The following is a 25,115-nucleotide window of genomic DNA, read 5'->3' as shown; positions in this document are numbered from 1 at the left end:
CCCCGCGAGGAACCCATGCCTGACCAGGGCGGCTCCCGGCAGAACGTCGCCTTCCCGAGCAACGGCCGTACCGCGCACGGGTACCTGGCCCGCCCGCCCCAGGGCGTCGGGCCGGGCCTGGTGGTGGTGCAGGAGTGGTGGGGCCTCACCCCGCACGTCGCGACGATGGCCGACCGCTTCGCCGCCGAGGGCTTCACCGTGCTGGCCCCCGACCTGTTCGGCGGCGCCACCACCCACGACCGCACCGAGGCGGCCCGGCTCACCCGCGCACTCCCGGTCGAGCGGGCCGTCGAGGACCTCTCCGGGGCCGTCGACCACCTGCTCGCCCTGGAGGGCCTGGTCGGCGACGCGGTCGGCGTGGTCGGCTTCTGCATGGGCGGCGGCTTCGCCCTGCTGCTGGCCGCCCGGGAGGGCGACCGGGTCGCCGCGGTGGTGCCCTTCTACGGCCTCCCGCCCGACCCGGACTTCGACTACCGGGGCCTGACCGCCCACGTCCTGGGGCACTTCGGCGAACTGGACGGCTCGATCCCGATGGCCGCCGTAGACGAGGCCGCGATCCGGATCGGCGAGGCCACCGACGTCCGCCCCGAGATCCACTTCTACCCGGCCGGCCACGCCTTCATGAACGACGAGAACCCGCTCGGCACCTACGACCCGCTCCAAGCCGCGACCGCCTGGCGCCGCACCCTCACCTTCCTCTGGGGCCACCTGGGCTGAGCCCGTCCCAGCCGCGAAAACCCGATGGACAGCCGTACGAACCGCGGTCATAGTCTCCAGGTGCCGACCCGACCCCCGCGCCCCCGCCGCCTCGCCTGGGCGAGCCGTAACTTCCGCATCCAGACCGCCGCCACCGTGGTCAGCGGCCTCGGCAACGCCGGCGCCCCCATCGCCACCGCCTTCGCCGTGCTCGGCCACGGCGGCACCACGTCCGAGGTCGGCTACGTCACCGCCGCCCGGCTGCTGCCCACCGTCCTGCTCCTGGTGGTCGGCGGCGCCCTCGCCGACCGGATGCCCCGGCACCACCTCATGGTCGCCGCCAACCTGTTCAGCGGCCTGTCCCAGGTCGTCCTGGCGGCGCTGGTGCTGTCCGGGGACATCCGGCTCTGGCAGCTGATGCTGCTCTCCGCCGCCGGCGGCGCCGGGTACGCGCTCTACTCCCCCGCCTCCGGCGGCATGATGCTGCAGGCCGTCGCCCCGGAGCACGCCGCCCGGGCCTTCTCGGTGTTCCGGATGGGCCAGAACGCCTCCCAGATCGGCGGCGCCGCGCTCGGCGGCGCGCTCACCGCCGCCGTCGGCCCCGGCTGGGTGCTCGCCCTGGACGGCGCCTGCTTCCTGGTCGCCGCCTCGCTCCGGTTCTTCCTGGAGGCCGAGCAGGCGCCCGCCCCGCAGGGCCACAGCATGCTGCGCGATCTGCGGGAGGGCTGGCGGGAGTTCGCCTCCCGCCGCTGGCTCTGGGTGGTCGTGGCGCAGTTCTCCGTCCTGGTCGCCTGCATCGGCGCGGTCGAGTCGGTGTACGGGCCGACGGTCGCCAAGGAGCGCCTCGGCGGGGCGTCCGACTGGGGCCTGGCGATGGCCGCCTACGGCGTCGGGCTGGTGGTGACCGGCGTGCTGATGGCCCGCTGGCGGCCCCGCCGGATCCTGCTGGTCGGCAACTGGGGGGTGTTCCTGTTCGGCGTGCCCGCCCTGGCGCTGGCGGCGGAGGCGCCGCTGCCGCTGCTCGCCCTCGCGATGTTCCTGTCCGGGGTCGGCGTCACCGTCTTCGGCGTCAACTGGATGATCGCGCTCCAGCAGGAGATCCCCGAGGAGATGTTCTCCCGGGTCGCCGCGTACGACGAGCTCGGCTCCTTCTCGCTGTCCCCGATCGGCATCGCGCTGGCCGGCCCGGCGGCCACGGTGCTCGGCCTCTCGGGCGCGCTGTGGGCCTGCGCCGTCGTCTGCCTGGTGCTCAGCGCGGTCGTGCTGCTGGAGCCTCAGGTCCGCCGGCTGGCCCGCAGGAGCACCGCCGACGCACCGGTGGCCGCCGCCGAGCCGGTGGCCGCGCCGTGAGCGCCCCGTGCGCCCCGCGTGCGCCCGGCCGTACGCAACCACTGGTACGCCAGGTTCGTCCGACCAGGTAAGTCACACCACCGTCTCTGGGGGGCCACTGGTGCCGAAGCCGCTGTTGTTCCTGGACGTCGACGGGGTGCTCAACCCGGTCTGCCCGCACCCGGACGCCGGGTTCGACACCCACACCCTGCTCGGCTACTCGGTGCTCCTCTCCGCCCGGCACGGCGCCTGGCTGCGCGAGCTGGCCGGCACCTACGAACTCGTGTGGGCCACCACCTGGGAGGAGCACGCCAATGCGCACATCGCCCCGGCCATCGGCCTGCCCGCCCTCCCGCTGGTCCGCTTCACCGGCGACGTCCCGCAGCCCGGTGACCCGCGCGTCCCGCTGATGGAGCTGCTCTCGGCCCGCAAGTGGGCCCCGCTGCTGCGCTACGCCGCGGGCCGCCCGTTCGCCTGGGTGGACGACGTCATCCCGCCGCGGCTGGTCCGCAACTCCCTCTGGCGCCGCGACCGCCTGCTGCTGCCGATCGACCCGGGCCCGGGCCTGGAGCGCCGGCACGTCGACCGCCTGCTCGCCCGGCCGCCGCGCACCCCGGCCGGCCGCCTCCCGCTCAGGGGGTCGGCAGCCAGCTGACGTGCCCGGCGAGCAGCGCGTACCCGACGAAGGCCACCGTGTCGATCAACGCGTGCGCCGCGACCAGCGGCATCACCCGCCCCCAGCGCCGGTACAGCAGGCAGAACACCGCCCCCATCACCATGTTGCCGACCAGCCCGCCGACCCCCTGGTACAGGTGGTACGAGCCGCGCAGCACCGAACTCGCCACCACCGCCGCCGGCCACGACCAGCCCAGCTGCCCGAGCCGGCGCAGCAGGTAGCCGAGGACGACGACCTCCTCCAGGGCTGCGTTCTGCCACGCGGAGAGCACCAGCACCGGGACCCGCCACCACACGTCCGGCAGCCCGGACGGCGCCACCGTCAGGTTGTAGCCGGCCGCCTGCGAGGCCAGGTACAGCACCAGCCCGGAGCCGCCGATCGCAGCCGCCACGGCGGCGCCCCGGCCGAGGTCGCGCAGCTTCTGCCCGAGGTCGAAGCCGAGCACCCGCAGCGCGGCGCCCTCGCGCACCAGCAGGTACCCGACCAGCACCACCGGCATCAGCCCGCGCCCGATGTAGTACAGCTGCCACACCAGGTCCAGCCAGGGCCGACCGGGCGCCCGCGAGCCGTTCAACGTGGCGACCTGCTGGCCGAGTTGGATCGGTTCGGTGAGCGAGGCCGCGAAGCTGATCAGCGCGCTGACGCCACTGGCCCCGAGGGAGAGGCCGAGGACGATCAGCAGTTCCACGCCGAGCAGCCGACGCGTGGGCTTCGCGGTCTCCGGTGCGGTCGGGAGGGTGGTCACGGGCGGCTCCAGCGGGGCGGGCGTCGCTCCGGCCGTCGGCCGACCGCCGGAGCGATCATCCTGACACAGCGGTCCGGCTACCCGACCGGCCAGGTGTGCACCGGCTCGCCGGTGCGCATGTGCTCGATGTAGCGCCTGGTCATCGCGGCGAGCGCGGCCGGGCGGTCCATCCCGTACTGCTCGCGCAGCCGGTGGAAGGTCGCGCTCTGCCAGGCCGCGCCGTTGGTGCGGCGCAGGCAGCGCTGCTCGATGATCCCCAGGTAGCGGTCCCGGTCGGCGGGCTCCACGCCCCACTCGTCCAGGCCCTGGTGGGCCATCGGCAGCAGTTCGTTGAGCACCAGGTCGACGGCGGACACCGTGGTCAGCCCGCCGCCGCGGCCCGCCCGGCCCGCCCGCGGCCACTGGAACACCGCGTCGATGCCGTAGCGGGCGCCCTGCCGGAAGTTCTCGTCGGCCCGCTCGAACGGCAGCCTGGTCCAGACCGGCCGGGGCTGCTCGGCGAGCACCCGGACCAGCCCGTAGTAGAAGGCAGCGTTCGCGAGCGTGTCGGCCACCGTCGGCCCGGCCGGCAGCGCCCGGTTCTCCACCCGCAGGTGCGCGATCCCGCCCGCGATGTCGTACACCGGCCGGTTCCAGCGGTAGATCGTGCCGTTGTGGAGCCGCATCTCGGCGAGCCGGGGCGCGCCGCCGGAGGAGAGCACCTTCATCGGGTCCTCGTCGTCGCAGATCGGCAGCAGGGCGGGGAAGTACCGCAGGTTCTCCTCGAACAGGTCGTACGCCGAGTCCACCCAGCGCTCGCCGAACCAGGTGATCGGCCGGACGCCCTGCGCCTTGAGTTCCGCCGTACGGGTGTCACAGGCCTGCTGGAACAGCACCGGACGGGTCTCCCGCCACAGCTCCCGCCCGAACAGGAACGGCGAGTTGGCACCGAGCGCGAGCTGCGCCCCGCAGATCGCCTGGGCCGCGTTCCACACCGAGGAGAAGCGTTCCGGGGTCACCTGCAGGTGCAGTTGCAGGGAGGTCGCGGCGGCCTCGGCCACCATGGTGATGGTCTCCAGCTGGAGGTGTTCGACGCCCTCGATGTCCAGCGCGATGTCCTCGCCGCGGGCGGCCAGGATCTGGTCGCTGAGCAGGCTGTAGCGCGGGTTGTGGGAGATCGCGTCCAGGCCGGTGTGACCGTGCTCCAGGGTCGGCAGGATCCCCACCATGACGATCCGGGCACCGGCCTCGGCGGCCCGCCGGTCGGCGTAGCGCAGCCCGGTGTCGAGCTCCTCGCGCAGGTCCTCGAAGACGTGCCCGCACAGCCGGTGCGGCACGATGTTCACCTCGACGTTGAACTGGCCCAGTTCGGTCTGGAAGTCGCTGGAGCCGATCGCGCTCAGCACCTGCGCGTTGCGCAGCGCCGGCAGGCCGTCCTCGTCGGCCAGGTTGAGCTCGATCTCCAGGCCCATGACCGCCCGCGGCCGGTCGAACCGGTCCTCGCGCAGCATCCGCCCCAGCGCGTCGAGGCAGGCCTGGAGCTTGCGCCGGTACAGCTGCCGGTCCGCCAGATCAGCCCGAGTCGCCACGACCTTCTCGCCCACGGTCCCCTCCTCCTGAGACACCGGCCGACCCGACCGTGCAAGCATCATGCCCACCTCGAAGATCGATACCCGAATGCTTGCACTGGCTTGCAATGCAAGGAAACTGACGGATATTCAGCAGATCTGCCGACTTGCCCGGCGCCACCGCCTGTGATAAACAGGTCACCCTGCGCACCTGTTCGATAGAATTCGCACTGCGCTCCGGCCGGCCCGCTCCGCCTCGAAACCCTCGTCGACGGCGGCGACCGCGCCGGCACCGCGATCATGCACAACCGGACACGGCCAGGTCCCGTCACCGATGACACACCGCGCCACGCCGGTATGCCGCACTCGCACGCCGATCTCGCACGGAGAGGCGGACCCCGCCATGACTCTGCAGACCCCCCAGCCCCCGCCGAGCGCCCTGCGCGCCGTCCTGGCCGCACTCGACTCGGAGACCGCGCTGCGCCAACCCGCCGCCGCAGCACTGCGCCATCCGGTCGGCCCGCTGCTCCCCGCGCACCCCCTCGCCGTCCACGTCCTGGACGGGCCGCGCCCGGAGCTGCCCGCCGCCCGCCGGACGGGCTGGCGCTTCCTGATCAAGGACGGCGCCGAGGTCGCCGCCGCCGCCGAGGTCGTCCAGGCCGTCGAGGGCCACACCTTCTCGCACTTCACCGCCGGCCCCTACCTCGACTCGACGGTCCGGGCGCTGCGCCAGGCCTGGCAGCTCGCCCAGGGCTCCCGGTCCCGCCAGCAGCCCCGACTGCTGACCTTCCCCGGGCAGTACGCGACGGCACTGTGGCTGCACAGCCCCGACGCCGGCCCGGCCGCCGACCAGCTGATCCCGCTGGCCCCGGCCCCGCTCGGCGTCACCGCGCACCGCGCCTACCCGGCCGCCGAGCTGCTGCCGCTGCTCGCCCGGGCGCCGCTCGCCAAGCCGCTGCTGCTCGGCTCCTCCTGAGCCGGCCCCACGCCGACGGGCCACCGGGCCAGCACCCGGTGGCCCGTCGGCGCGCGCGTCGCCCTCATCCGCCCGAACCACCCGGACGGGCCATCCGCCCTGACCTCCTCGGGCCATGCCGCAGCTGACCCATCGGTGCGCCTTCTCCCGCCGGACCCACCTGAACGGGTGATCTCTGCCCGGGAGTTGTGGCGCATGTCACGAAATCCCTGCGCGCGCGTCCACAGATGCCGACACTGGGAACCAGCGTGGAAGGACCACCTGTCCTACCCACTTGAGCGCCGGTCAACACCTGGTCGGCGCGCGGACAGGATCCGGCTACCGCGGCGGCTCCCGACGGCTCCGCCGGCGGCCGCACCACGGGGGAGGATCGCAGAGCGAAGCGAGGGTACGTATGTGCCAGCACCGTCCTGAGTGCCCGTCGGCCGAGTGCGAGGACCGCGAGGCTGCCGTCACGGTGGCCTGCCACCCGGAGCAGGGCTGGAGCCTGCTCTGCAACGGCGTCGTGCTGTTCGAGGACACCGGAGAGCTGCTGCCCGACGGCCGGGTGATCGCGCCGCGCCGCACCGTCGCCCACGCGGCCTGACCGCACCGGCGGGGGCAGCCGCCGGACGACGACAACGGGCAGGGCCCCGACGGTACGTGCCGTCGGGGCCCTGCCGTACGTCCGGTCCGGATCAGACGCCGTACTCCTCCAGCGGCGGGCAGGAGCAGACCAGGTTGCGGTCGCCGTACGCGCCGTCGATCCGGCTGACCGGCGGCCAGTACTTGTCCGCCGGGTTCACACCCGCCGGGAAGACCGCCTCCTGCCGCGAGTAGCCGTGCGTCCAGTCGCCGGCCAGCTCGGCGGCGGTGTGCGGGGCGTTGCGCAGCGGGTTGTCCGCGGCCGCCCACTCGCCCGAGCCGACCTTGTCGACCTCGGCCCGGATCTCGATCATCGCGTCGCAGAACCTGTCGATCTCGTGCAGGTCCTCGGACTCGGTCGGCTCGATCATCAGCGTGCCGGCCACCGGGAAGGACATCGTCGGCGCGTGGAAGCCGTAGTCGATCAAGCGCTTGGCGATGTCGTCCACCGTCACGCCCGTCTCCTTGGTCAGCGGGCGCAGGTCGATGATGCACTCGTGCGCGACCAGCCCGCCGGGGCCGGTGTAGAGCACCGGGAAGTGCGGCGCCAGCCGCTTGGCGATGTAGTTGGCGTTCAGCACCGCGACCTGGGTCGCGCGCTTGAGGCCCTCGCCGCCCATCAGCCGGACGTACGCCCAGGAGATCGGCAGGATGGCCGCCGAGCCCCACGGCGCCGCCGAGATCGGGCCGACCCCGGTGGCCGGGCCGGCCTCCGGCTGCAGCGGGTGGTTCGGCAGGTACGGCGCCAGGTGGGCACGCACCGCGACCGGACCGACGCCCGGGCCGCCGCCGCCGTGCGGGATGCAGAAGGTCTTGTGCAGGTTCAGGTGCGAGACGTCCGCGCCGAACTTGCCCGGCTTGGCGAGGCCGACCAGGGCGTTCAGGTTGGCACCGTCCACGTACACCTGGCCGCCGGCCTCGTGCACCAGGGCGCAGATGTCGGTGATCTGGGTCTCGTACACGCCGTGGGTGGACGGGTAGGTGACCATCAGCACGGAGAGGCTGTCCCGGTGCTGCTCGATCTTGGCCTTCAGGTCCTCGACGTCCACGTCGCCGTCGACCAGGGTCTTCACCACGACCACGCGCATGCCGGCCATCACCGCGGAGGCCGCGTTGGTGCCGTGCGCGGAGGACGGGATCAGGCAGACGTCGCGCTGGGTGTCGCCGTTGGCGTGGTGGTAGGCGCGGACGGCCAGCAGGCCGGCCAGCTCGCCCTGCGAGCCCGCGTTCGGCTGGATCGAGACGGCGTCGTAGCCGGTCACCTCGACCAGCTGGCGCTCCAGCTCGCGGATCAGGCTGAGGAAGCCCTGGGCCTGCTCGATCGGCGCGAAGGGGTGCAGCTGGCCGAACTCCGGCCAGGTGACGGCCTCCATCTCGGTGGTCGCGTTGAGCTTCATGGTGCAGGAGCCCAGCGGGATCATGCCGCGGTCCAGCGCGTAGTCCCGGTCCGACAGGCGGCGCAGGTAGCGCAGCATGGCGGTCTCCGAGCGGTGGCTGTGGAAGACCGGGTGAGTCAGGTACTCGTCCTGGCGCAGCAGCGCGGCCGGCAGCGCGTCGGCGCCCTCGGCGACCTCGACCGCGGGGACGCCGAACGCGGCCCAGACGGCGGCCAGGTGCTCGCGGGTGGTGGTCTCGTCGGTGGAGACCGAGATCCGGTCCGCGCCGTCCTGGTGGACGTTGACGCCGTTGGCGCGGGCGGCGGCCGCGATCTCGGCGGCACGGCCCGGGACGACGGCGGTGACGGTGTCGAAGAACTCGCCGTGCAGCAGCTCGACGCCGCCGGCCCGCAGGCCCTCGGCGAGGGCGGCGGCGTAGCGGTGGGTGCGGCGGGCGATGTCGGCCAGGCCGTCCGGGCCGTGGTAGACGGCGTACATCGAGGCCATGACGGCGAGCAGCACCTGGGCGGTGCAGATGTTGCTGGTGGCCTTCTCGCGGCGGATGTGCTGCTCGCGGGTCTGCAGCGCCAGGCGGTAGGCGCGGTTGCCGTCGGCGTCGACCGAGACGCCGACCAGGCGGCCGGGCAGCGAGCGGGCGTACTCGGCGCGCACCGACAGGTAACCGGCGTGCGGGCCGCCGAAGCCCATCGGCACGCCGAAGCGCTGCGAGGTGCCGCAGGCGATGTCGGCGCCGAGCGAGCCCGGCGAGGCGAGCAGGGTCAGCGCCAGCAGGTCGGCGGCGACCGCGACGATCGCGCCGAGGCCGTGCGCCTGCTCGATGACCGGGGCGAGGTCGCGGACCACACCGGTGGCGCCCGGGTACTGGAGCAGCACGCCGAAGACGCCGCGCTCGGCGATCTCGGCCGGGATGCCCTCGGACAGGTCGGCGACGACGACCTCGACACCGGTCGGCACCGCGCGGGTGTTGATCACCGCGGTGGTCTGCGGCAGGGTCTCGGCGTCGACCAGGAAGACACCGCCCTTGACCTTGGTGACGCGGCGGGCGAGCGCCATCGCCTCGGCGGCCGCGGTGCCCTCGTCGAGCAGCGAGGAGCCGGAGGTCGGCAGGCCGGTCAGGTCGGAGACCAGGGTCTGGAAGTTGAGCAGCGCCTCCAGGCGACCCTGGGAGATCTCCGGCTGGTACGGCGTGTAGGCGGTGTACCAGGCCGGGTTCTCCATGACGTTGCGCAGGATCACCGGCGGGGTGAAGGTGCCGTAGTAGCCCAGGCCGATCATCGGCTGGAGCACCTGGTTGCGGCTCGCCAGCTCGCGCAGTTCGGCGAGCACCTGCGCCTCGCTGCGGCCGCCGGGCAGGTCCAGGCCGGTGATGGAGCGGATCGCCTCGGGAACGGCGGTGGCGGCGAGTTCGTCCAGCGAGCCGTAGCCGATGGACGCCAGCATCTTCTGCTGCGCGGCGTCGTCGGGGCCGATGTGGCGGTTCTCGAAGGGGCTGGCCAGCTCAAGCTCGGTGAGGGTCGAGGCGCCGGTGGGGCGTCCCGCGTTCGGCTGGGCGTTCATGGTGGTCGAGGCCTCCTGGTCACGGACCGGCGGGGGTGCGCACGCCGGCCGGCCGGAGCCGCTGCGGACAGCGATTCGACCCGGGCGGGCGAACCCGACAGGCCTCCCCCTCTGTCATCGGGACCTGAGAGCTTCACCCGCACGGCGCGCTGTGGCACGCCGCCGGCTTGCACCGTCGGTGAGGGTGGTGGCCGTCGGCTCCCTGCCGACGGTCCTGCCCTGCTTTCCAGAGTGACCTACCCCACACGGTACGGATGCCTGAGAGATTCCGGGGAGGAGTTGCTCCTTCGGCGCCCCGACCAGCGCTTTCCGTGGCCGGGGACTCTCCCGAGCGGGCTCGGCGGTCGCCGCCCAGGGTACCAGCGGCAGGCCCCCTGATCACGGCCGCGTCGGGTCACTCCGGGTCTACGCGCGTCCCCCGGACGGTCCAGCCCGGAGCCCGTCCGGCGCACCCCGGTCGCGCCCGTCCGATTCATGGCCTTTGGTGTGAAGTGGCAGGCGGAACGGGTGCTCCGGCCACGGTCCTGCGGGAGTTCCGCAGGCGCAGCGCACTGGAGGAAAGAGTGCAAACCGACATCGATCCCCGGGACCTCATCGGCCACAAGGCGGTCGACCGCAACGGAGACAAGATCGGCACGGTCGACGAGGTCTACCTGGACGACGCCACCGGCCAGCCGGAGTGGGCAGCCGTCCGGACCGGCATCTTCGGCCGGGACGCCTTCGTCCCGCTCACCACCAGCGAGTTCTCCGGCGACGAGCTCCGGGTGCCGTACGACAAGTCGCTGGTGAAGGAGTCGCCGGACTTCGGCGTCGGCCAGCACCTGTCGCCCGCCCAGGAGCTCCAGCTCTACCGCTACTACGGCCTGGACACCCCGGCGAACGGCCGGCCGGTCGGCCGGGACGCCGACCGGCCCATCGGCCGCGAGGATGACCGGCCCATCGGCCGCGAGGGTGACCGGCTGATCGGCCGGGACGGTGACCGCCCAGCCGGCCGGGACGCCGACCGGCCCATCGGCCGCGAGGATGACCGACCGCCGCGGCCCGACCTCGACTTCGGCACCACCTCGGCGGCCGAGCCCGTGAAGCCCATCACCTTCCACTCCCTCGGCCCCGCCCCGACCACCACCCCTGCCGACCCCACCGGCACCGCGACGGAGGTCAACGTGCGGACCCTCAACACCCCCGCGCCCGCAGCAGCCCCCACGACGACCGAGCCCAAGCCGCAGCCCGCCCCGGTCGTGACGACCACCGCGACCACGAACTCGGTCATGGCCGCGCCGGTCTCGGAGCGCTCGACCGGCCCGGCCACCTCGCCCCCCAACGGCCCGGTGGAGATCACCTGCCGCGAGGAGCGCCTGGACATCACCACGGACTGGCACATCGTGGGCACCGCGAAGCTGCGCAAGTACGTGACCAGCGAGCAGGTCGAGCGCCGCGTCCCGGTGGTCCGCGAGCGCGTCCGGGTGGAGCGGATGCCGGTGAGCGAGGCCGAGCGCGCCTCGCTCACCGAGAAGGAGATCGCCGAGGCGGTGGAGGAGGTCACCCTGCGCGAGGAGCGCCCGGTGGTCCGCAAGTACCTCACCCCGATCGAGCGGGTCCGCCTGGTGGTGGAGCGCTACACCGCCGAGGAGGTGATCCGGGACGAACTGCGCCGCGAGCACGTCGAGGTCCACGACAACACCGCCGCCGCCCCGGCGACCCCGGCAGCCACCCCGGTGGCCGAGACCCCCCGCCCGGCCGTGCTGCGCCCGTTCGCCTGACCCCTCGCCCCCAGGGCCCCGGACCCCTCGGTCCGGGGCCCTCGGCATGCCCCGTCCCGGCCGCCACCCGGCCGGAATCCTTCGATTTTGCCAAAGCGTCACCAATGGATATTTGACACTCTGAAGTATCTCCCGGCATGGTTACTTCAGTTCATTCACTATGTACGGGAGGAAGCAACCGTGAGTGAGGCACCACAGCCCACCACCGCGGCCGAGAAGCAGAGCAGCGCCCGGGTCCTGCCGGCCCTCATCCTGGCGATGCTGTCGTTCAGCGTGGTGCAGACCGCGGTCGTCCCGATCCTGCCCTCGCTGGCCAAGGAACTGAGCGTCTCCGCGTCCAGCATCACCTGGCTGATGACCGCCAACCTGCTCTCCGCCGCCGTGCTGACTCCCCTGCTGGGCCGCTTCGGCGACCTCCGGGGCCGTAAGCCGATGCTGCTGATCTCGCTGGCCGGTCTGGTCGCCGGTTCGGCACTGGCGGTCAGCACCCACTCCTTCACCTGGCTGGTCGTCGCCCGCGTCCTTCAGGGCGCCGGCGGTGGCGTGCTCCCGCTGGCGATCAGCATCGTCCGCGACGAGCTGCCCAAGCAGAAGGTGACCGGCGGCGTCGCCGCCATCAGCGCCTCGATGGGTGTCGGCTCCGGCCTCGGCCTGGTCGCGACCGGTCTCCTGCTGGAGCACTGGAGCTACAAGTCGATCTTCTGGATGGGCCTGGTCTTCGGCCTGATCGCGGTCGCCCTGGTCGCGTTCCGCGTCCCGTCCGACCCGGTCACCGACAAGGAGGGCGGCGCCGACCCGCTCGGCGCCCTCACCCTGGCCGGCTGGCTCTCCGCCCTGCTCGTCGCGGTCAGCCAGGGCAACCACTGGGGCTGGACCTCGACCAAGACCCTCGGTCTGTTCGCCGTGGCCGCCGTCGTCGCCCTGATCTGGGGGGTCATCGAGACCAAGGTCGCGCACCCCCTGGTGGACATGAAGATGATGTCCCGTCCGGCCGTCGCCTTCACCAACCTGGCCGGCCTGCTGATCGGCTTCGGCATGTACGGCTCGTTCATGGTGATCAGCAACTTCGCCCAGACCCCGGAGAAGCTCACCCACTACGGCTTCACCGCGACCGTCCTGCACGCCGGTCTGCTGCTGCTGCCGTCCGCGATCGGCTCGATGGTGGCGGCTCCGGTCGGCGCGATGCTGATCGCCCGCCGCGGCCCGCGCCTGCCGCTGGTCCTCGGTGGCGTCCTGGGTGCCGTCGCGATGGCCTACCTGGCCGTGCGGCACAGCCACGAGGGCGACATCTACACCTCCTCGGCGATCTTCGGCCTGGGCATCGGCCTGGCATTCTCCGCGATGCCGGCGTACATCAACGGCGCCGTCCCGGTGGAGCAGAGCGGCATCGCCAACGGCATGAACGCCGTGCTGCGCACCGTCGGTGGCGCGATCGGCACCGCCGTGATGGCCGCCATCCTGACCGGCGACACCATGAAGCTGCCGCCGCAGATCCCGCTGCTGCTGCCCACCCTGGACGCCTACAAGCACGCGTTCTGGGTCGCGGCCGTCGTCTGCGCCGTCGCCGGCGTCGTCCCGTTCCTGATCCGCGGCACCAAGTCGGCCGCCACCGTCGTCGCCTCGGGCGGCGCGGCCGAGCGGAACTCCAGCCCCGAGCTGGCCAAGACCGACGCCTGACCAGGCGTCCGGCCGCCGCGCTCAGGGACAGGGCGCGGCGGCCCGGCCTTCGGACGGTCGCGAGGGCATCACGACCGCACGAAGTCCGGCACGGTATGCGGCCCCAACCGGTACTCCCCCCCACCGGTTGGGGCCGCTTCGCGTTTCACACCCCCGGCGCCCCCGTCCCCCCGGGTGCCCCCGTCTCCTCCGGCCCCTCGGCCCCCCACAGCGGCAGCGGACGGGCCGGTTCCAGCGCCGGATCGTCCACCGCGAAGGTCCGGATGCGCCCCGGCCCGCTCCACGGCGTCTCGAACCGCACGGTGACCCGCCCGACACCGCTGCCCTGCACCCACCCGGGCCCCAGCTCGGCATGGCGGACGTCCTGCCCGGGCATCCAGCGGCGCGGCGCGGCCGCCTCCGGCTCCTCCTCCGCCGCCTCGACCTCCGCCTCCGCGTGCTCGGCCGCCTCCTCCCGCAGGGCCTGCGCGAACAAGTCCTCCTGGGTGTAGTCGGCCAGCTGGGCGACCCCCACCCCGAGCAGCCGCACCCCGCCGGTGATGTCCACCTGGGAGGCCAGCCGGCGCGCCGTCTCGATGACCACCGCCTCGTCGTCGGTGGGCCCGCGCAGCGTCTCCGAACGGGTCAGCGTCGAGAAGTCGAACCGCCGGACCTTGAGCACCACCGTCCGCCCCGACCGCCCGGCCGCGCGCAGCCGCCGCACGCACCGGGCGGCCAGCACCTCCACCTCGCGCAGCACCCGGTCCCGGTCAGCGAGGTCCACCTCGAAGGTGTCCTCCACCGAGACCGACTTGGCGTCCTGATCGGCCACCACCGGCCGGTCGTCCAGCCCTATCGACATCTGGTGCACACCGGCACCGTGCGCCCGCCCGAGCAGCTGCACCAGCTCGCCCTCCCCCGCCTCGGCGAGGTCCGCCACGGTGTTCAGTCCGGCCCGCCGCAGCACCTGCTCGGTGGCCGGCCCGATCCCGGGCAGCGCCCGGACCGGCATCGGGCCGAGCACGGCCCGCTCCTGCCCGGGTTCGATCAGCACCAGCCCGTCCGGTTTGGCCTGCTCGGAGGCGATCTTCGCCATCAGCTTGGAGCCGGCGGCCCCGACCGACCCGGTCAGCCCGGTGCGCCGCTGGATGTCCGCCCGCAGGTCCTCCGCCAGGGCGAGCACCAGCCGCTCCCCGGTCTCGTGGTCGGACTCGGCCAGCACCGGACCGTAGGGGCCGGCCTCCAGGTCGACGAAGGCCTCGTCCAGGCTGAGCGGCTGCACCAGCGGCGACAGCTCGCGCAGCAGACCCATCACGAGCTCGCTGACCTGCCGGTAGGCCTCGAACCGGCCGCTCAGAAAGGCCGCGTTGGGGCAGAGCCGGCGCGCCTGCGCCATCGGCATCGCCGAGTGCACCCCGAACCTCCGCGCCTCGTACGAGGCGGTGGAGACCACCCCGCGCCCGCCGAGCCCGCCGACGACCACCGGTTTGCCGCGCAGGCTCGGCTTGGCCGCCTGCTCCACCGCCGCGAAGAAGGCGTCCATGTCGAGGTGGATGATGCTCGGCAGTGATCGCACCCGCCGATCATCCCGCAGGGGTCCGACAATGCGTACGAACCCGCGCAGGGCCCAGGTCCTGTCCCTAGCCCTGCGCCGCGTCCGACAGAGCCTTCGGGATGCCGTCCTCCCGGGGGCCGAGGAACAGCGGGTCCGGCCGCAGCCAGGCGTTGACCGCCGCCTTGCCCGCCCCGGGGATCTCCCGCAGCCCGCCGTACAGCCAGGTGCCGTCGTGCGGTTCCGGCACCCCGACCGCGTACGCGTCGATGCCCGCCGCCTCGCACAGGGCCAGCGCCCGGCGGACGTGGAAGTCCTGGCTGACCAGCACCGCCCGTTCCACCCCGAAGACCCGCCGGGCCCGGGTGCAGGAGTTCCAGGTGTCGAAGCCCGCGTAGTCGCCCACCACCCGGACCGCCGGCACCCCGTGCTCGATCAGGTACGTCCGCATCGCGTCCGGCTCGTCGTAGCTGTCCCGGCCGTTGTCGCCGGTCACCAGGATCGCCTGCACCTTCCCCGCCCGGTACAGGTCCAGCGCCGCGCTCAGCCGGTGCTCCAGGTACGGCGACGGCTTGCCCTGGTCCAGCCCGGCGCCGAAGACCACCGCGACCGGCGCGGTCGGCACGCTGGCCACCGTGCCGACCCGGTCCCCGGCCGAGCACCACAGCCACGCGCTCGGCGCCAGCGCCAACGAGCAGAGCACCGTCGCCGCTTGGAAGGTCCTGCGCTGCACGGGCCGCCGCCGGAACCGGACCTTCAACAGCCCGCCCCGACGCCGCAGCAGACCCGCTATCCCGGTGCCGAACCCCACGTGCCCTCCCTCGATCGCCTCACCAGGCGCAACGACGAGGCCGCGGGCCCGGACGGTTCCCCGTCCGGGCCCGCGGCCTCGTCAGTTCTGCGGTCAGACCGCCCGGTTGCGCCGCTGGGCCAGCTCGTCGGACGGGTCGTGGCCGACCAGCGTCTCGCCGGTGTCGGTGCGCTCCGCGTGCAGCCGCCCGAGCGTGAGCTCCAGCTCCCGCCAGACCACTCCCACCGCGATGCCGAACACCCCCTGACCGCCCTTCAGCAGGTCCACCACCTGCTGCGGCGTGGTGCACTCGTACACCGTGGCGCCGTCGCACATCAGCGTCATCCCGGCCAGGTCGCCCTGCTCGGCCGCCTGCAGATGGGCGACCGCCACCCGGATGTTCTGCAGCGAGACGCCCGCGTCGAGCAGCCGCTTCACGATCTTCAGCAGCAGGATGTCGCGGAAGCTGTAGAGCCGCTGGCTGGTGGCCGGGTACGCCGAACGGACGCTGGGCTCCAGCAGTCCGGTCCGGGCCCAGTAGTCCAGCTGGCGGTACGTGATGCCGGCCGCCGCGCAGGCCGTCGGACCGCGGTAGCCGATCAGTTCGGACGTCGGGGCCAGCCGCTCGATGGCGGGCTGGCCCGGCTGCACGGCCGGGAACCTGCCCACCCGGGGCAGGTCCGTCACGGTGCGAGCGGTGCGCGGCAGGTGCACGGCACACAGGCCTCCCACGGCCGTGCCATCGCCGGTGCTGCTCATGCCTGCCTCCGTCCACTGGTGCTGCGGGCAACCCGAACTGCGGGCATCGGTCACCCGGACAGCCACTCCTGACGGTAGGCAGTCCCCTATGACCCGTCAACGATCGCCACGCCGGGCCAGCCAAACCACATCACTCAGGAGAGTGGTTTTTCGTGCCCCTAGTGTGGGTAGGTCGACGGTTTTTGGCAAAACGGCAAGCCAAACAACGGCCTGACCTGTAGGGAAATCCGGTCCGCGCTACTGCGGACCGCTGCCCCCGAAGTCCTCGGGCGACACCTGGTCGAGGAACTCGCGGAACTTCTCGACCTCGTCCTCCTGCTCGTCCGGGATCGCGATGCCCGCCTCGGCGAGCACCTCCTCGCTCCCGTAGATCGGAGTGCCGGTGCGCAGCGCCAGCGCTATCGCGTCGGACGGCCGGGCGCTCACCTCGACCCCGCCGGTGAAGACCAGCTCGGCGTAGAAGACGCCCTCCCGCAGGTCGGTGATCCGGACCTCGGTGAGCTGCTGCCCGAGCGCCTCCAGGACGTCCTTGAACAGGTCGTGCGTCAGCGGGCGGACCGGCGTCATGCCCTGCTGGGCGAAGGCGATCGCGGTCGCCTCGCCGGGACCGATCCAGATCGGCAGGTACCGATCGCCCCCGACCTCCCGCAGCAGCACGATCGGCTGGTTGGAAGGCATCTCCACTCGGACACCCACGACGTCGAGCTCATTCACACAGGCAACCCTATGGCTCAGGCCCCGGATATGAAAGCGCAGGGCCGACGCCCCTGGTCAGCGCGGTGCACCGCGGTCAGCCGGGGCCCTGGACGGACAGCCGCAGGAACCCCGCGGGGACGCTATCCGCGGCCGCGCAGACCGGCCTGGACCATCGCCGCGTGCAGCCGCACGGACAGTGTCGCCAGCTCCCGCGCAGTGGCCTCGGCATGGGCCCTGGTCTGCGGGTTCCGGTGCCGGCGCAGCGGCGCCACCACCTGTTCCACCAGCGCGATCTCCCGGTCCGCCGCGGCCTTCATGGCCCGCAGGTGCCGCGGCTCCAGCCCGTACCGGCCGAGTTCCGCGACCAGCCGGGCCACCTGCAGCGCCTCGCCGTCGTACCCGCCGTCCGGGCCGGGCGCGACCAGACCGTAGGACTCCCACTCGGAGAGCTCGCGCTCCCCGGACTCGGCGGCCGCCAGCAGTTCGGCACGCCCCAGCCGGACTCCGGACGGGACGTCGGCCGAAGCCCCCAGCTCCCGGTCCGCCTCCTCCACGGGCCCGGGCCGGGTATCGGCGGACGGCAGCGCGGGCGGTGCCTCACCGCGCTCGATGGCGTCCAGGTGCTCGCGGATCACCCGCAGCGGCAGGTAGTGGTCGCGCTGCATCCGCAGGACGTAGGCCAGCCGCTCGACGTCGGCCGGACTGAACTTGCGGTACCCCGAGGGCGTGCGCTGCGGCTCGACCAGGCCCTCCGCCTCCAGGAACCTGATCTTGGAGATGGTGACCTCGGGGAAGTCGTCGCGCAGGAAGGTCAACACCGCGCCGATGCTCAGCAGCTCGTCACCGCCGCGCCGCCGCCCACCCGGCCGGTCCGGGCGGATCGGCTGCCTGGGGCCCGCGACCACCCCGCGCCCGCCGCGGTCCGCCTGCGGACCGGACGATGCGGGGGTGGCCGCCCCGAGAGAAGATGAAGGGGTATTCGTACTCACTCGGGCTCCTACCGACGTTGGGTTCAGTACCCCCGGTTGTGGCCGGCGAAGAACACCAGCCGGTACTTCCCGATCTGCACCTCGTCACCGTTGTTCAGCGACACCTCGTCGATCCGCTCCCGGTTGACGTAGGTGCCGTTGAGGCTGCCGACGTCCGCGACGCTGAACCCGGCCCGCGTCCGGCGGAACTCCACGTGGCGCCGCGAGACCGTGACGTCGTCCAGGAAGATGTCGCCCTGCGGGTGACGGCCGGCCGTGGTGACGTCCGAGTCCAGCAGGAAGCGGCTGCCCGAGTTCGGACCGCGCTGGACGATCAGCAGGGCCGAGCCCGGCGGCAGCGCGTCGATCGCCGACAGCACCTCGGCCGACAGGGCCGGCGTGGCGCCGGTGCCGGTCGTGGTGTTGGGGTCGTACGACTCCAGGCCGGAGATGGAGATGGTCGACGTGGTCTCCGCCGCCCCCTCCGGAAGCAGGCCACCGCGCAGGGCCGTACCGCAGTTGGAGCAGAACCGGGCCGCGGCCGGGTTCTGGTTGCCGCACCTGGGGCACGGAGTGGGGCCAGCCATGTTCACAGCCTCCTGGCGCGGCACACCCGACGGGTTGTGCCCGGCGTACGGGTCCGGGGCAAACCCTCCACCAGAGCTTGAGGGTCCTGACTGGAAACCTATGCGCGGGTCGCCGGAAGGGTCAACCGACGCGCCGTAACCCACCGGATTCCCTGCGTACTGGGCGGCCGCGCCGTCCCGGAACAGCTGCTGCTCGGCGTACGCCGCCCCCTCGGGGGCGGGGCGCATGCCCGGCACGGCGGCCTCGTCCTCGGGCCGGCGGTGCCGCGCAGTGGGCGCCTCGACGGAGGCCGCGCCACGGCCCTTGTTACGACCGAACAACTTCGAGAAGAAACTCACGGGCGAATCCCCTTGCGTGTGACAGACCCGCCCGCGGGGCAGGGTGAGAACCTCGGACAGGCTGCGGGCCCGGTTGCGGACCGGGCCTGCTGGAGTGGTACTCCGACGGTCGGTACTGCGATTGGTGCTCCGGTGCGTGCTGGTACGACCCAGTCTCGCCCACGCGACGGCGGCGCCCCGCACCGGGTGCCGCCCGCGGATGACGGGCTGTTCGTCGGGCGCCCCGTCACTTCGAAGCCGGCTTGGCGTACTGCGGCGTCTTCAGATCCACGAGGGCGTCGACGACCACCTTCTGCTGCTGGGTGATCGTCGCCCGCGCCTGGTGACTCTCCAGAGTACGGACGACACCCCCCGGGATGTTCAGCGCGGGTGTCAGATCCTGCGGGTTCCCCACGACGGTGAACCGATAGGGCTGCGAGACCTTCTTCCCGTCGATCTGCACCCCGCCGCCCGACACGTCGGTGAAGTAGGTGTTGACCACCACGCGCACATCGTTGATCTGAATCGCCTCCGCCCCCGCCGCTCGAAGTTCTTGCAGGGTGTCCAGCAGCATATCTGCCTTCACCTGCCCTTGGGGATCATCGACCGTGAGTACGATGCCCGGACCAGTGGCTTTGACGGTACCGGCGAGCACGCCGAGCTCCGTCGCCTTCTTCCTGGTCTGTTCCTGGGCCTCCTTGGCCTGGTTGGAACTGTTCTCCAACTTGGCCAGGGACTGCTCCAACTCCGCCTTCTCCTGCTGAAGACGCTGCTGGCGGCTGTCCAGTTCGTCGAGGATGCGCACCAGGTCCTCCTGGCGGGCCCCGCGGAGCTGGCTGTGGTGGTCGTTGGTCGACCGCACCTGGATCGCCAGCCCCAGGCCGAGCGAGAACAGCAGCAGCGCCACCACCAGCTGCCCGCGCGACATCCGCGGCGGCCACAGGGCCGCCTTGAGGCGCCGCCGCCCCGCACTGCGGTCCACCGCGGCCGGCTCCGCCACGGGCTCGGACGCAGGCTCGGACTCAGACGCAGGCCCGAGTTCAGACACAGGCCCGGGCTCAGGCGCCGCGGCCTTCGCGAGCCGCACCACGGGCGCGGGCGCCGCCTCCGCATCAAGCTCAGGCTTAGCGTCAGACTTCACCGCAGCCCGCTCCTCGGGCTCCTCCACCGCCGCCACAGGCCCCTCGGCCTTCTCCGGCTCCTCGGTCTGGTCGGCCTGGTCGGCCTGGTCGGCGTGCCGGACCTCCCCGGCCCCGTCCACCGGCTCGGCCGGGCCCGCCTCGGCCGCCGACTCCGGCCCCGGCGCCTCGGCGGCCCGTTCCAACGCCTTCCCGCCGCCGTCCGCGTGCTCCTCCGCCGCCCCGCGGCCCGGCTCAGGCGCGGAAGACATGGCGCCGAATCGCGGCCGCGTTGGAGAAGATGCGGATGCCGAGGACGACGACCACACCCGTGGACAGCTGCGAGCCGACGCCCAGCTGGTCACCGAGGAAGACGATCAGTGCCGCGACCACCACGTTCGACAGGAACGAGACGATGAACACCTTGTCGTTGAAGATCCCGTCCAGCATCGCCCGGACGCCGCCGAACACGGCGTCCAGCGCCGCCACCACCGCGATCGGCAGGTACGGCACGACGGCGTCCGGCACCTCGGGCTGGACGAAGAGTCCGACGACCACCCCGATCACGAGACCCAGTACGGCAATCACGGTCTAGCTGCTCCTGTCCCTGCGGACGACGACCCGGTCGGGGCCGTCGTGGACGAGTGGGCTGTCGTGGTCTTCGCGGACCCGCTCGGCGTACGCCGCCCGGTGCCCGCAGACGGTGAAACGGACGCGCTCGGACTCCCGGAGGTTCCGGCGGTGGGTGACGGCGTCGGGGTGACCGAAGCCGCCGACGAGGACGCCGGGGGCGAAGACTCGGGCGTGACCGGCTGGGCGGTCCGCAGCGTCACACCCACCGCGGCCGGCAGCGTCAGGCTCTTCTGCGCGGACATGGTCGACTTGATGCCGTACTTCTCCTGGAGCAGCCGCAGGTACTGCCCGGCCATGTCGTTCTCGAAGGCGGTGAGCAGCTTCGGCCCGTCCCCGATCGCCTGGATGTTGTACGGCGGGACGAGCGGCCGGTTGTCCACCAGCACCGCCTCGCCCGCGGCCCGGATCGCCGAGAGCGCGGTGAGCCGCTGGCCGTTGATCGCCACGGCTTCCGCGCCGGATCCCCACAGGCCGTTCACCACCAGCTGGAGGTCGCGGTCCCGCAGCCGGCCGCTGTTGGAGAAGCCCTGCCCGGCCCGCGGGTCGACGTTCCCCCCGCCGCCGGTCCCCGCCGCGTCCTCCAGGACCAGCTTGACGCCCGGCCCCGCGACCTCGCCCAGGCCCACCGCGCCGGTCAGACCGCCCTCGTCGCCGTCGCCCGTGGCGAGCGCCTGCTGCTGCGTGCTCTCGACCTTGCGCCGCAGGTCCTGCACCTGCTGCTGGAGGTGGTCGGCCGAGCCGTTGGTGTCGTTGATCCGGTGGATCAGCGCGTCCCGCTCCTTGGCCAGCGTCGGCTCCGCCTTGTGCGCGTTCACCGCGCCGACCGTCACCACGACCCCGACCAACGCCAGCCCGGCGCCCAGCGTGAGCAGGCCTCGGACCGTCCTGGGTATCCGGCTGTCGTGGTCTCCGCCCCGCGCCGCGGCCGCCTCGGCGTAGCCCTCGTCGAGGCTGTGGTCCATGACGTTGGTCAGCAGGGACATCGAGGCGTCCGGACGGTTGTACCGTCCGTTCGGGGCACTCGGCGTCGGCGTCGCTGGCATGCGGACCATCGTCCCACGTCGGCGAAGGGGCCCACGCACACCCCCTGAGCTGCACACACGACACAAAGTGACGGATCATTGCGAACAGTGTGAAAACGGACAGCGGGGCGCGCGGACCATGCCGCGCGCCCCGACCGTCAGGACCGTCGGACGATCAGGCCGGTGTCGTCACCGCCCGGCCCCGTCGACCACCGCCGCCCACTCGTCCAGCAGCGCCTCGGTCGCCTCGTCGTCCGGGCCCTCCGCCCACAGGTGGGTGGTCGCCTCGGCCGGGTCCGGCAGCACCAGCGTCCAGCGCCCGTCCGCCTCGACGACCCGGACGCCGTCGGTGGTGTCCAGCCGCCGACTGCCGGCCGCCTCGACCACCGAGCGCATCACCATCCCCTTGGCCGCCCACGGCGTCGCCAGGTCCCGGCGACGGATGTGCGCCTGCGGGATCCGCGCGTCGATCTGGCTCAGCGTGAGCTGGGTCCGCGCCACCAGGCCGACCAACCGCACGAAGGCCGCGGCCCCGTCCAGCACTCCGCTGAACTCCGGCACCACGAAACCGCCGCGCCCGTCCCCGCCGAACACCGTGCCCTCGGTGGCGGCCGCCTTCGCCAGGTCGTCCGGCGTCGTCGTGGTCCAGATGACCTGGGTGCCGTGGTACGCGGCGACCTGCTCGGCGATCCGGGTCGTGGTCACCGGCAGCGCCACCTGCCCGCTGCGCCGCTCGGCCGCGACCAGGTCCAGCAGCACCAGCAGTGCCCGGTCGTCGTCGATCACCCGGCCCAGTTCGTCGACGAACGCGACCCGCTCGCCGACCGGGTCGAAGCGGACGCCGAAGGCCGCCCGGGAAGAGGCCACCAGCTCGCCGAGCCTGGCCAGCCCGGCCCGCCGCTCCTCCGCGTCCTCCGTCGGCCGCGCCTCGTCCAGCCCGCTGGAGACGGTGAGCGCCTCCACTCCGAGCCGCCCGAGGATGCTCGGCAGAACCAGGCCGGCGCTGCCGTGCGCAGTGTCCACGACCACCTTCAGTCCGGCCTCCCGGACCCCGGTGGTGTCGACGGCCCGCAGCAGGTTGCCCGCGTAGGAGTCGAAGACGCTGGACGGGAAGGTCAGGTCCCCGATCTCACCGGGGAAGGCCCGCCGGTACTCCTGGCGCGCGTACACGCGATCCAGCTTGCGCTGGCCGGCCTGCGAGAGGTCGGCCCCGCGCTCGTCGAAGAAGAGGATGTCCAGCGAGTCGGGCACCCCCGGCGTGGTCCGCAGGAAGATCCCGCCCGCACTCCCCCGCGCGGTGTGCTGCCGGGCGACCGGCATCGGCACGTTCTCCAGGTCGCGAACGTCTATGGCCGACGTCTGGAGCGCCGAAATCATCGCCCGTTTGAGCGCACGCGCACCACGCGAGTGGTCACGCGCAATGGTGACGGTCGCCCCCTTCTTCAAGGTCGTGGCGTACGCGCCGGCCAACCGCACGGCCAGCTCCGGGGTGATCTCGACGTTCAGGATCCCCGACACGCCACGGACACCGAACAGGTGCTCCTGGCCGCGGGACTCCCAGATCACCGACGTGTTGACGACGGCGCCGGCCTCGATGGTCTTGAACGGATAGACCCGGACGTTCGCACCGATGATCGACTCCTCGCCGATCAGGCACTCGTCCCCGATCACCGCGCCGTCCTCGATCCGGGCGGCCCGCATCACGTCGGTGTTCTTGCCGACCACGCAGCCGCGCAGATTGCTCTGCGGCCCGATGTAGACGTTGTCGTGCACGACCGCCTTGTGGAGGAAGGCCCCGCGCTTGACCACCACGTTGCTGCCGAGCACGGTGTGCTCGCGGATCTCGACACCGGCCTCGACCTTGGCGTAGTCCCCGATGTACAGGGGCCCGCGCAGCACCGCCTCCGGGTCCACCTCCGCACCCTCGGCCACCCAGACGCCCGGCGAGATCTCGAACCCGTCGAGCTCGACGTCGACCTTGCCCTCCAGGACGTCCGCCTGGGCCTTGCCGTAGCTCTCGTGGGTGCCCACGTCCTCCCAGTAGCCCTCGGCGACGTAGCCGTAGACCCGCTTGCCCTCCTTCAACAATTGCGGGAAGACGTCACTCGACCAGTCGACGGACTCACCTGCTGCGACGTAGTCGAAGACCTCTGGTTCCATCACGTAGATACCGGTGTTCACAGTGTCCGAGAAGACCTGCCCCCAGGTCGGCTTCTCCAGGAAGCGCTCGACCCGTCCGTCGTCGTCCGTGATCGTGATACCGAACTCGAGGGGATTCGGCACCCTGGTGAGACAGACGGTGACCAGTGCGTTCTTGCTGCGGTGAAAGTCGATCAATTCCGAGAGGTCGAAGTCGGTCAGTGCGTCACCGGAGATCACCAGAAAGGAGTCGTCCTTCAACGCGTCCTCGGCGTTCTTGACACTCCCCGCGGTGCCTAGCGGCGTCTCCTCGTGGGCATAGGTCAGATGCATGCCCAAGTCCTCGCCGTCACCGAAGTAGTTCTTGACCAGTGAGGCCAGGAACTGGACGGTGACGACGGTGTCGGAGAGGCCGTGCCGCTTCAGCAGCCGAAGCACGTGCTCCATGATCGGCCTATTGGCCACCGGAAGCAGCGGCTTTGGCATGCTTGAGGTCATCGGGCGGAGTCGGGTTCCTTCGCCCCCTGCCATGACAACGGCTTTCATTACGGGTGCGTCCTCCTTTGCGGTGGTGGACCTACAGGTCCATCAAACCGTTCCAGAGGGATCCCTACCCGGAAGGTATCGTCCGACGCACCGATGCGGCGTGGGACTTCTCTCAGATCACGTCTCAGACTGCGGACGCGGAGCCCGTCGAGCCCGCTCGGGTGATCCGCCTGGCCTGAACCGCGTAAAGAATACCGGCCCACCAGTACAACGTGGTCCCCCACCAGATGAAGGCCCAGCTCACCACCTCGGCCGGCCGCGCGATCCAGCTGTCCACGCTGCCGAGCAGGAGAAGCGGAAACGCGTACATCAGATTGAAGGTCGCGGCCTTCCCCAGAAAACTCACCTGGAGCGGCCCGTAACCGTGCCGGTTCAAAATGGGCAGCAGCGCGCCGATAAACACTTCCCGGGCCAGCAGAATCGCCGTCACCCACCACGGAAGAATCTCACGCCAGGTCAAACCGACCAGCGTGGACAGCACATAGAGCCGGTCGGCCAGCGGATCGAGCAGTTGCCCCACCCGGCTGACCTGCCCCCACCGCCGCGCGAGTTTCCCGTCGAGGTAGTCGCTGACACCGCTCAGCATCAGGATCAGCAGCGCCCAACCATCGTTGTTGGGGCCATCGAAAACCGGCCAGAGAATCAGCCAGAGAAAAAGCGGAACACCGACCAGCCGGCCCATGCTGAGCAGGTTGGGGATGGTGAGGACGCGATCGGTCTGGACCCGCGTCTCCTGGACCTCCACCCGGGGGCCTCCTGTCCCGTGTGATGACAATGCACGTTGACCCTACAACAGAAAAGCCCCCGCCAGGTTCACCCGGCGGGGGCTTCTCTCGAATGATTGTTCGGCGGCGTCCTACTCTCCCACAGGGTCCCCCCTGCAGTACCATCGGCGCTGTAAGGCTTAGCTTCCGGGTTCGGAATGTAACCGGGCGTTTCCCTCACGCTATGACCACCGAAACACTATGAAACTGTCAACCGCACCAACCCCGTAGCCAAACGGGTTGGGGTCGTTGTTTCAGAA

General features: G+C 72.0%; 21 protein-coding genes, 1 rRNA gene, 1 pseudogene and 1 riboswitch. Of the genes and pseudogenes, 8 read left to right on the top strand and 15 right to left on the bottom strand.

From position 1 onward, the window contains the following. Positions 1 to 15 precede the first annotated feature (15 nt). The 3 genes from A6F73_RS27405 to A6F73_RS27395 all read left to right on the top strand — a co-directional run bounded on the left by A6F73_RS27405 (position 16) and on the right by A6F73_RS27395 (position 2,680). Entirely contained in the window at positions 16 to 717 is a 702-nt protein-coding gene (locus tag A6F73_RS27405) for an alpha/beta fold hydrolase (RefSeq protein ID WP_063350212.1), read from the top strand. Positions 718 to 777: 60 nt separating this feature from the next. After that, the gene (locus A6F73_RS27400) at positions 778 to 2,046 is read left to right on the top strand and encodes an MFS transporter (RefSeq protein ID WP_063350211.1); all 1,269 of its coding nucleotides are present in this window, start codon (positions 778 to 780) and stop codon (positions 2,044 to 2,046) included. Between the two features lie 100 nt (positions 2,047 to 2,146). Continuing rightward, positions 2,147 to 2,680, top strand: a complete 534-nt coding sequence (locus tag A6F73_RS27395; protein WP_063350210.1) for an HAD domain-containing protein — start codon at positions 2,147 to 2,149, stop codon at positions 2,678 to 2,680. On the opposite strand, the gene A6F73_RS27390 is transcribed toward A6F73_RS27395, so the two are convergent. Next, positions 2,658 to 3,446 (bottom strand): CPBP family intramembrane glutamic endopeptidase, encoded by a 789-nt coding sequence (locus A6F73_RS27390; RefSeq protein ID WP_208869123.1) that lies wholly within the window; start codon positions 3,444 to 3,446, stop codon positions 2,658 to 2,660. The two genes, A6F73_RS27395 and A6F73_RS27390, sit on opposite strands and share 23 nt — an antisense overlap. 77 nt (positions 3,447 to 3,523) lie before the next feature. Beyond that, positions 3,524 to 5,029 carry a hypothetical protein gene (locus tag A6F73_RS27385; protein ID WP_063350209.1) on the bottom strand — a complete coding sequence of 502 codons (1,506 nt, stop codon included), beginning with the start codon at positions 5,027 to 5,029 and terminating at the stop codon, positions 3,524 to 3,526. A gap of 367 nt (positions 5,030 to 5,396) precedes the next feature. Between A6F73_RS27385 and A6F73_RS27380 the strand changes: the two genes are divergently transcribed. Next, positions 5,397 to 5,969 carry a hypothetical protein gene (locus A6F73_RS27380; protein ID WP_063350208.1) on the top strand — a complete coding sequence of 191 codons (573 nt, stop codon included), beginning with the start codon at positions 5,397 to 5,399 and terminating at the stop codon, positions 5,967 to 5,969. Between the two features lie 394 nt (positions 5,970 to 6,363). Further along, positions 6,364 to 6,555 carry a DUF5999 family protein gene (locus A6F73_RS27375; RefSeq protein ID WP_063350207.1) on the top strand — a complete coding sequence of 64 codons (192 nt, stop codon included), beginning with the start codon at positions 6,364 to 6,366 and terminating at the stop codon, positions 6,553 to 6,555. A gap of 91 nt (positions 6,556 to 6,646) precedes the next feature. On the opposite strand, the gene gcvP is transcribed toward A6F73_RS27375, so the two are convergent. Further along, positions 6,647 to 9,547, bottom strand: coding sequence for an aminomethyl-transferring glycine dehydrogenase (gene gcvP, locus A6F73_RS27370; protein WP_063350206.1), 2,901 nt, complete (start codon positions 9,545 to 9,547; stop codon positions 6,647 to 6,649). Between the two features lie 236 nt (positions 9,548 to 9,783). Beyond that, positions 9,784 to 9,887, bottom strand: a riboswitch (glycine riboswitch). A gap of 223 nt (positions 9,888 to 10,110) precedes the next feature. Here gcvP and A6F73_RS43420 point away from each other — a divergent pair. The 3 genes and pseudogenes from A6F73_RS43420 to A6F73_RS27360 form a co-directional block, all read left to right on the top strand. Then, positions 10,111 to 10,425 (top strand): annotated as a pseudogene (locus A6F73_RS43420) (PRC-barrel domain-containing protein); the annotation flags it as partial. Between the two features lie 390 nt (positions 10,426 to 10,815). Continuing rightward, positions 10,816 to 11,307, top strand: coding sequence for a DUF2382 domain-containing protein (locus tag A6F73_RS43410; RefSeq protein WP_244293724.1), 492 nt, complete (start codon positions 10,816 to 10,818; stop codon positions 11,305 to 11,307). Between the two features lie 180 nt (positions 11,308 to 11,487). Beyond that, on the top strand, positions 11,488 to 12,984 hold the full coding sequence (locus tag A6F73_RS27360; protein WP_079136056.1) for an MFS transporter: 1,497 nt from the start codon (positions 11,488 to 11,490) through the stop codon (positions 12,982 to 12,984). Between the two features lie 145 nt (positions 12,985 to 13,129). Here the strand turns inward: A6F73_RS27360 and A6F73_RS27355 are convergent, their stop codons facing one another. The 12 genes from A6F73_RS27355 to rrf all read right to left on the bottom strand — a co-directional run bounded on the left by A6F73_RS27355 (position 13,130) and on the right by rrf (position 25,051). Further along, positions 13,130 to 14,539 carry a DNA polymerase IV gene (locus A6F73_RS27355; protein WP_063350205.1) on the bottom strand — a complete coding sequence of 470 codons (1,410 nt, stop codon included), beginning with the start codon at positions 14,537 to 14,539 and terminating at the stop codon, positions 13,130 to 13,132. Between the two features lie 64 nt (positions 14,540 to 14,603). Continuing rightward, the gene (locus tag A6F73_RS27350; RefSeq protein WP_244293723.1) at positions 14,604 to 15,248 is read right to left on the bottom strand and encodes an ElyC/SanA/YdcF family protein; all 645 of its coding nucleotides are present in this window, start codon (positions 15,246 to 15,248) and stop codon (positions 14,604 to 14,606) included. Positions 15,249 to 15,419: 171 nt separating this feature from the next. Beyond that, entirely contained in the window at positions 15,420 to 16,064 is a 645-nt protein-coding gene (locus A6F73_RS27345) for a MerR family transcriptional regulator (RefSeq protein ID WP_063350204.1), read from the bottom strand. Between the two features lie 237 nt (positions 16,065 to 16,301). Then, positions 16,302 to 16,778, bottom strand: coding sequence for a bifunctional nuclease family protein (locus A6F73_RS27340; RefSeq protein ID WP_063350203.1), 477 nt, complete (start codon positions 16,776 to 16,778; stop codon positions 16,302 to 16,304). A 122-nt stretch (positions 16,779 to 16,900) separates the two neighbouring features. Continuing rightward, positions 16,901 to 17,593 (bottom strand): MerR family transcriptional regulator, encoded by a 693-nt coding sequence (locus A6F73_RS27335; protein ID WP_208869207.1) that lies wholly within the window; start codon positions 17,591 to 17,593, stop codon positions 16,901 to 16,903. 179 nt (positions 17,594 to 17,772) lie between these two features. After that, positions 17,773 to 18,543: an FHA domain-containing protein gene (locus tag A6F73_RS39595; RefSeq protein WP_107453095.1), complete on the bottom strand. Its 771-nt coding sequence runs from the start codon at positions 18,541 to 18,543 to the stop codon at positions 17,773 to 17,775. Between the two features lie 337 nt (positions 18,544 to 18,880). Next, positions 18,881 to 20,023, bottom strand: coding sequence for a DUF881 domain-containing protein (locus A6F73_RS27325; protein ID WP_079136054.1), 1,143 nt, complete (start codon positions 20,021 to 20,023; stop codon positions 18,881 to 18,883). Continuing rightward, the gene (locus A6F73_RS27320) at positions 20,007 to 20,339 is read right to left on the bottom strand and encodes a small basic family protein (RefSeq protein ID WP_030062488.1); all 333 of its coding nucleotides are present in this window, start codon (positions 20,337 to 20,339) and stop codon (positions 20,007 to 20,009) included. The genes A6F73_RS27325 and A6F73_RS27320 overlap by 17 nt, the downstream gene beginning before the upstream one ends. Continuing rightward, a complete protein-coding gene (locus tag A6F73_RS27315; protein WP_347878554.1) occupies positions 20,336 to 21,427 on the bottom strand; it encodes a DUF881 domain-containing protein in 1,092 nt (363 codons plus the stop codon). The genes A6F73_RS27320 and A6F73_RS27315 overlap by 4 nt, the downstream gene beginning before the upstream one ends. Positions 21,428 to 21,595: 168 nt before the next feature. Further along, the gene (locus tag A6F73_RS27310; protein ID WP_063350200.1) at positions 21,596 to 24,091 is read right to left on the bottom strand and encodes a mannose-1-phosphate guanyltransferase; all 2,496 of its coding nucleotides are present in this window, start codon (positions 24,089 to 24,091) and stop codon (positions 21,596 to 21,598) included. Positions 24,092 to 24,215: 124 nt separating this feature from the next. After that, a complete protein-coding gene (gene pgsA / locus A6F73_RS27305; protein ID WP_063350199.1) occupies positions 24,216 to 24,836 on the bottom strand; it encodes a CDP-diacylglycerol--glycerol-3-phosphate 3-phosphatidyltransferase in 621 nt (206 codons plus the stop codon). A gap of 98 nt (positions 24,837 to 24,934) precedes the next feature. Beyond that, positions 24,935 to 25,051, bottom strand: a 5S ribosomal RNA gene (gene rrf, locus A6F73_RS27300). Positions 25,052 to 25,115 lie beyond the last annotated feature (64 nt).

Source organism: Streptomyces sp. MJM8645, from assembly GCF_001625365.1.
GTDB lineage: Bacteria > Actinomycetota > Actinomycetes > Streptomycetales > Streptomycetaceae > Kitasatospora.
Note: the sequence above shows the minus strand (reverse complement) of the source record. Positions and strands in the feature narration are given on the sequence as shown.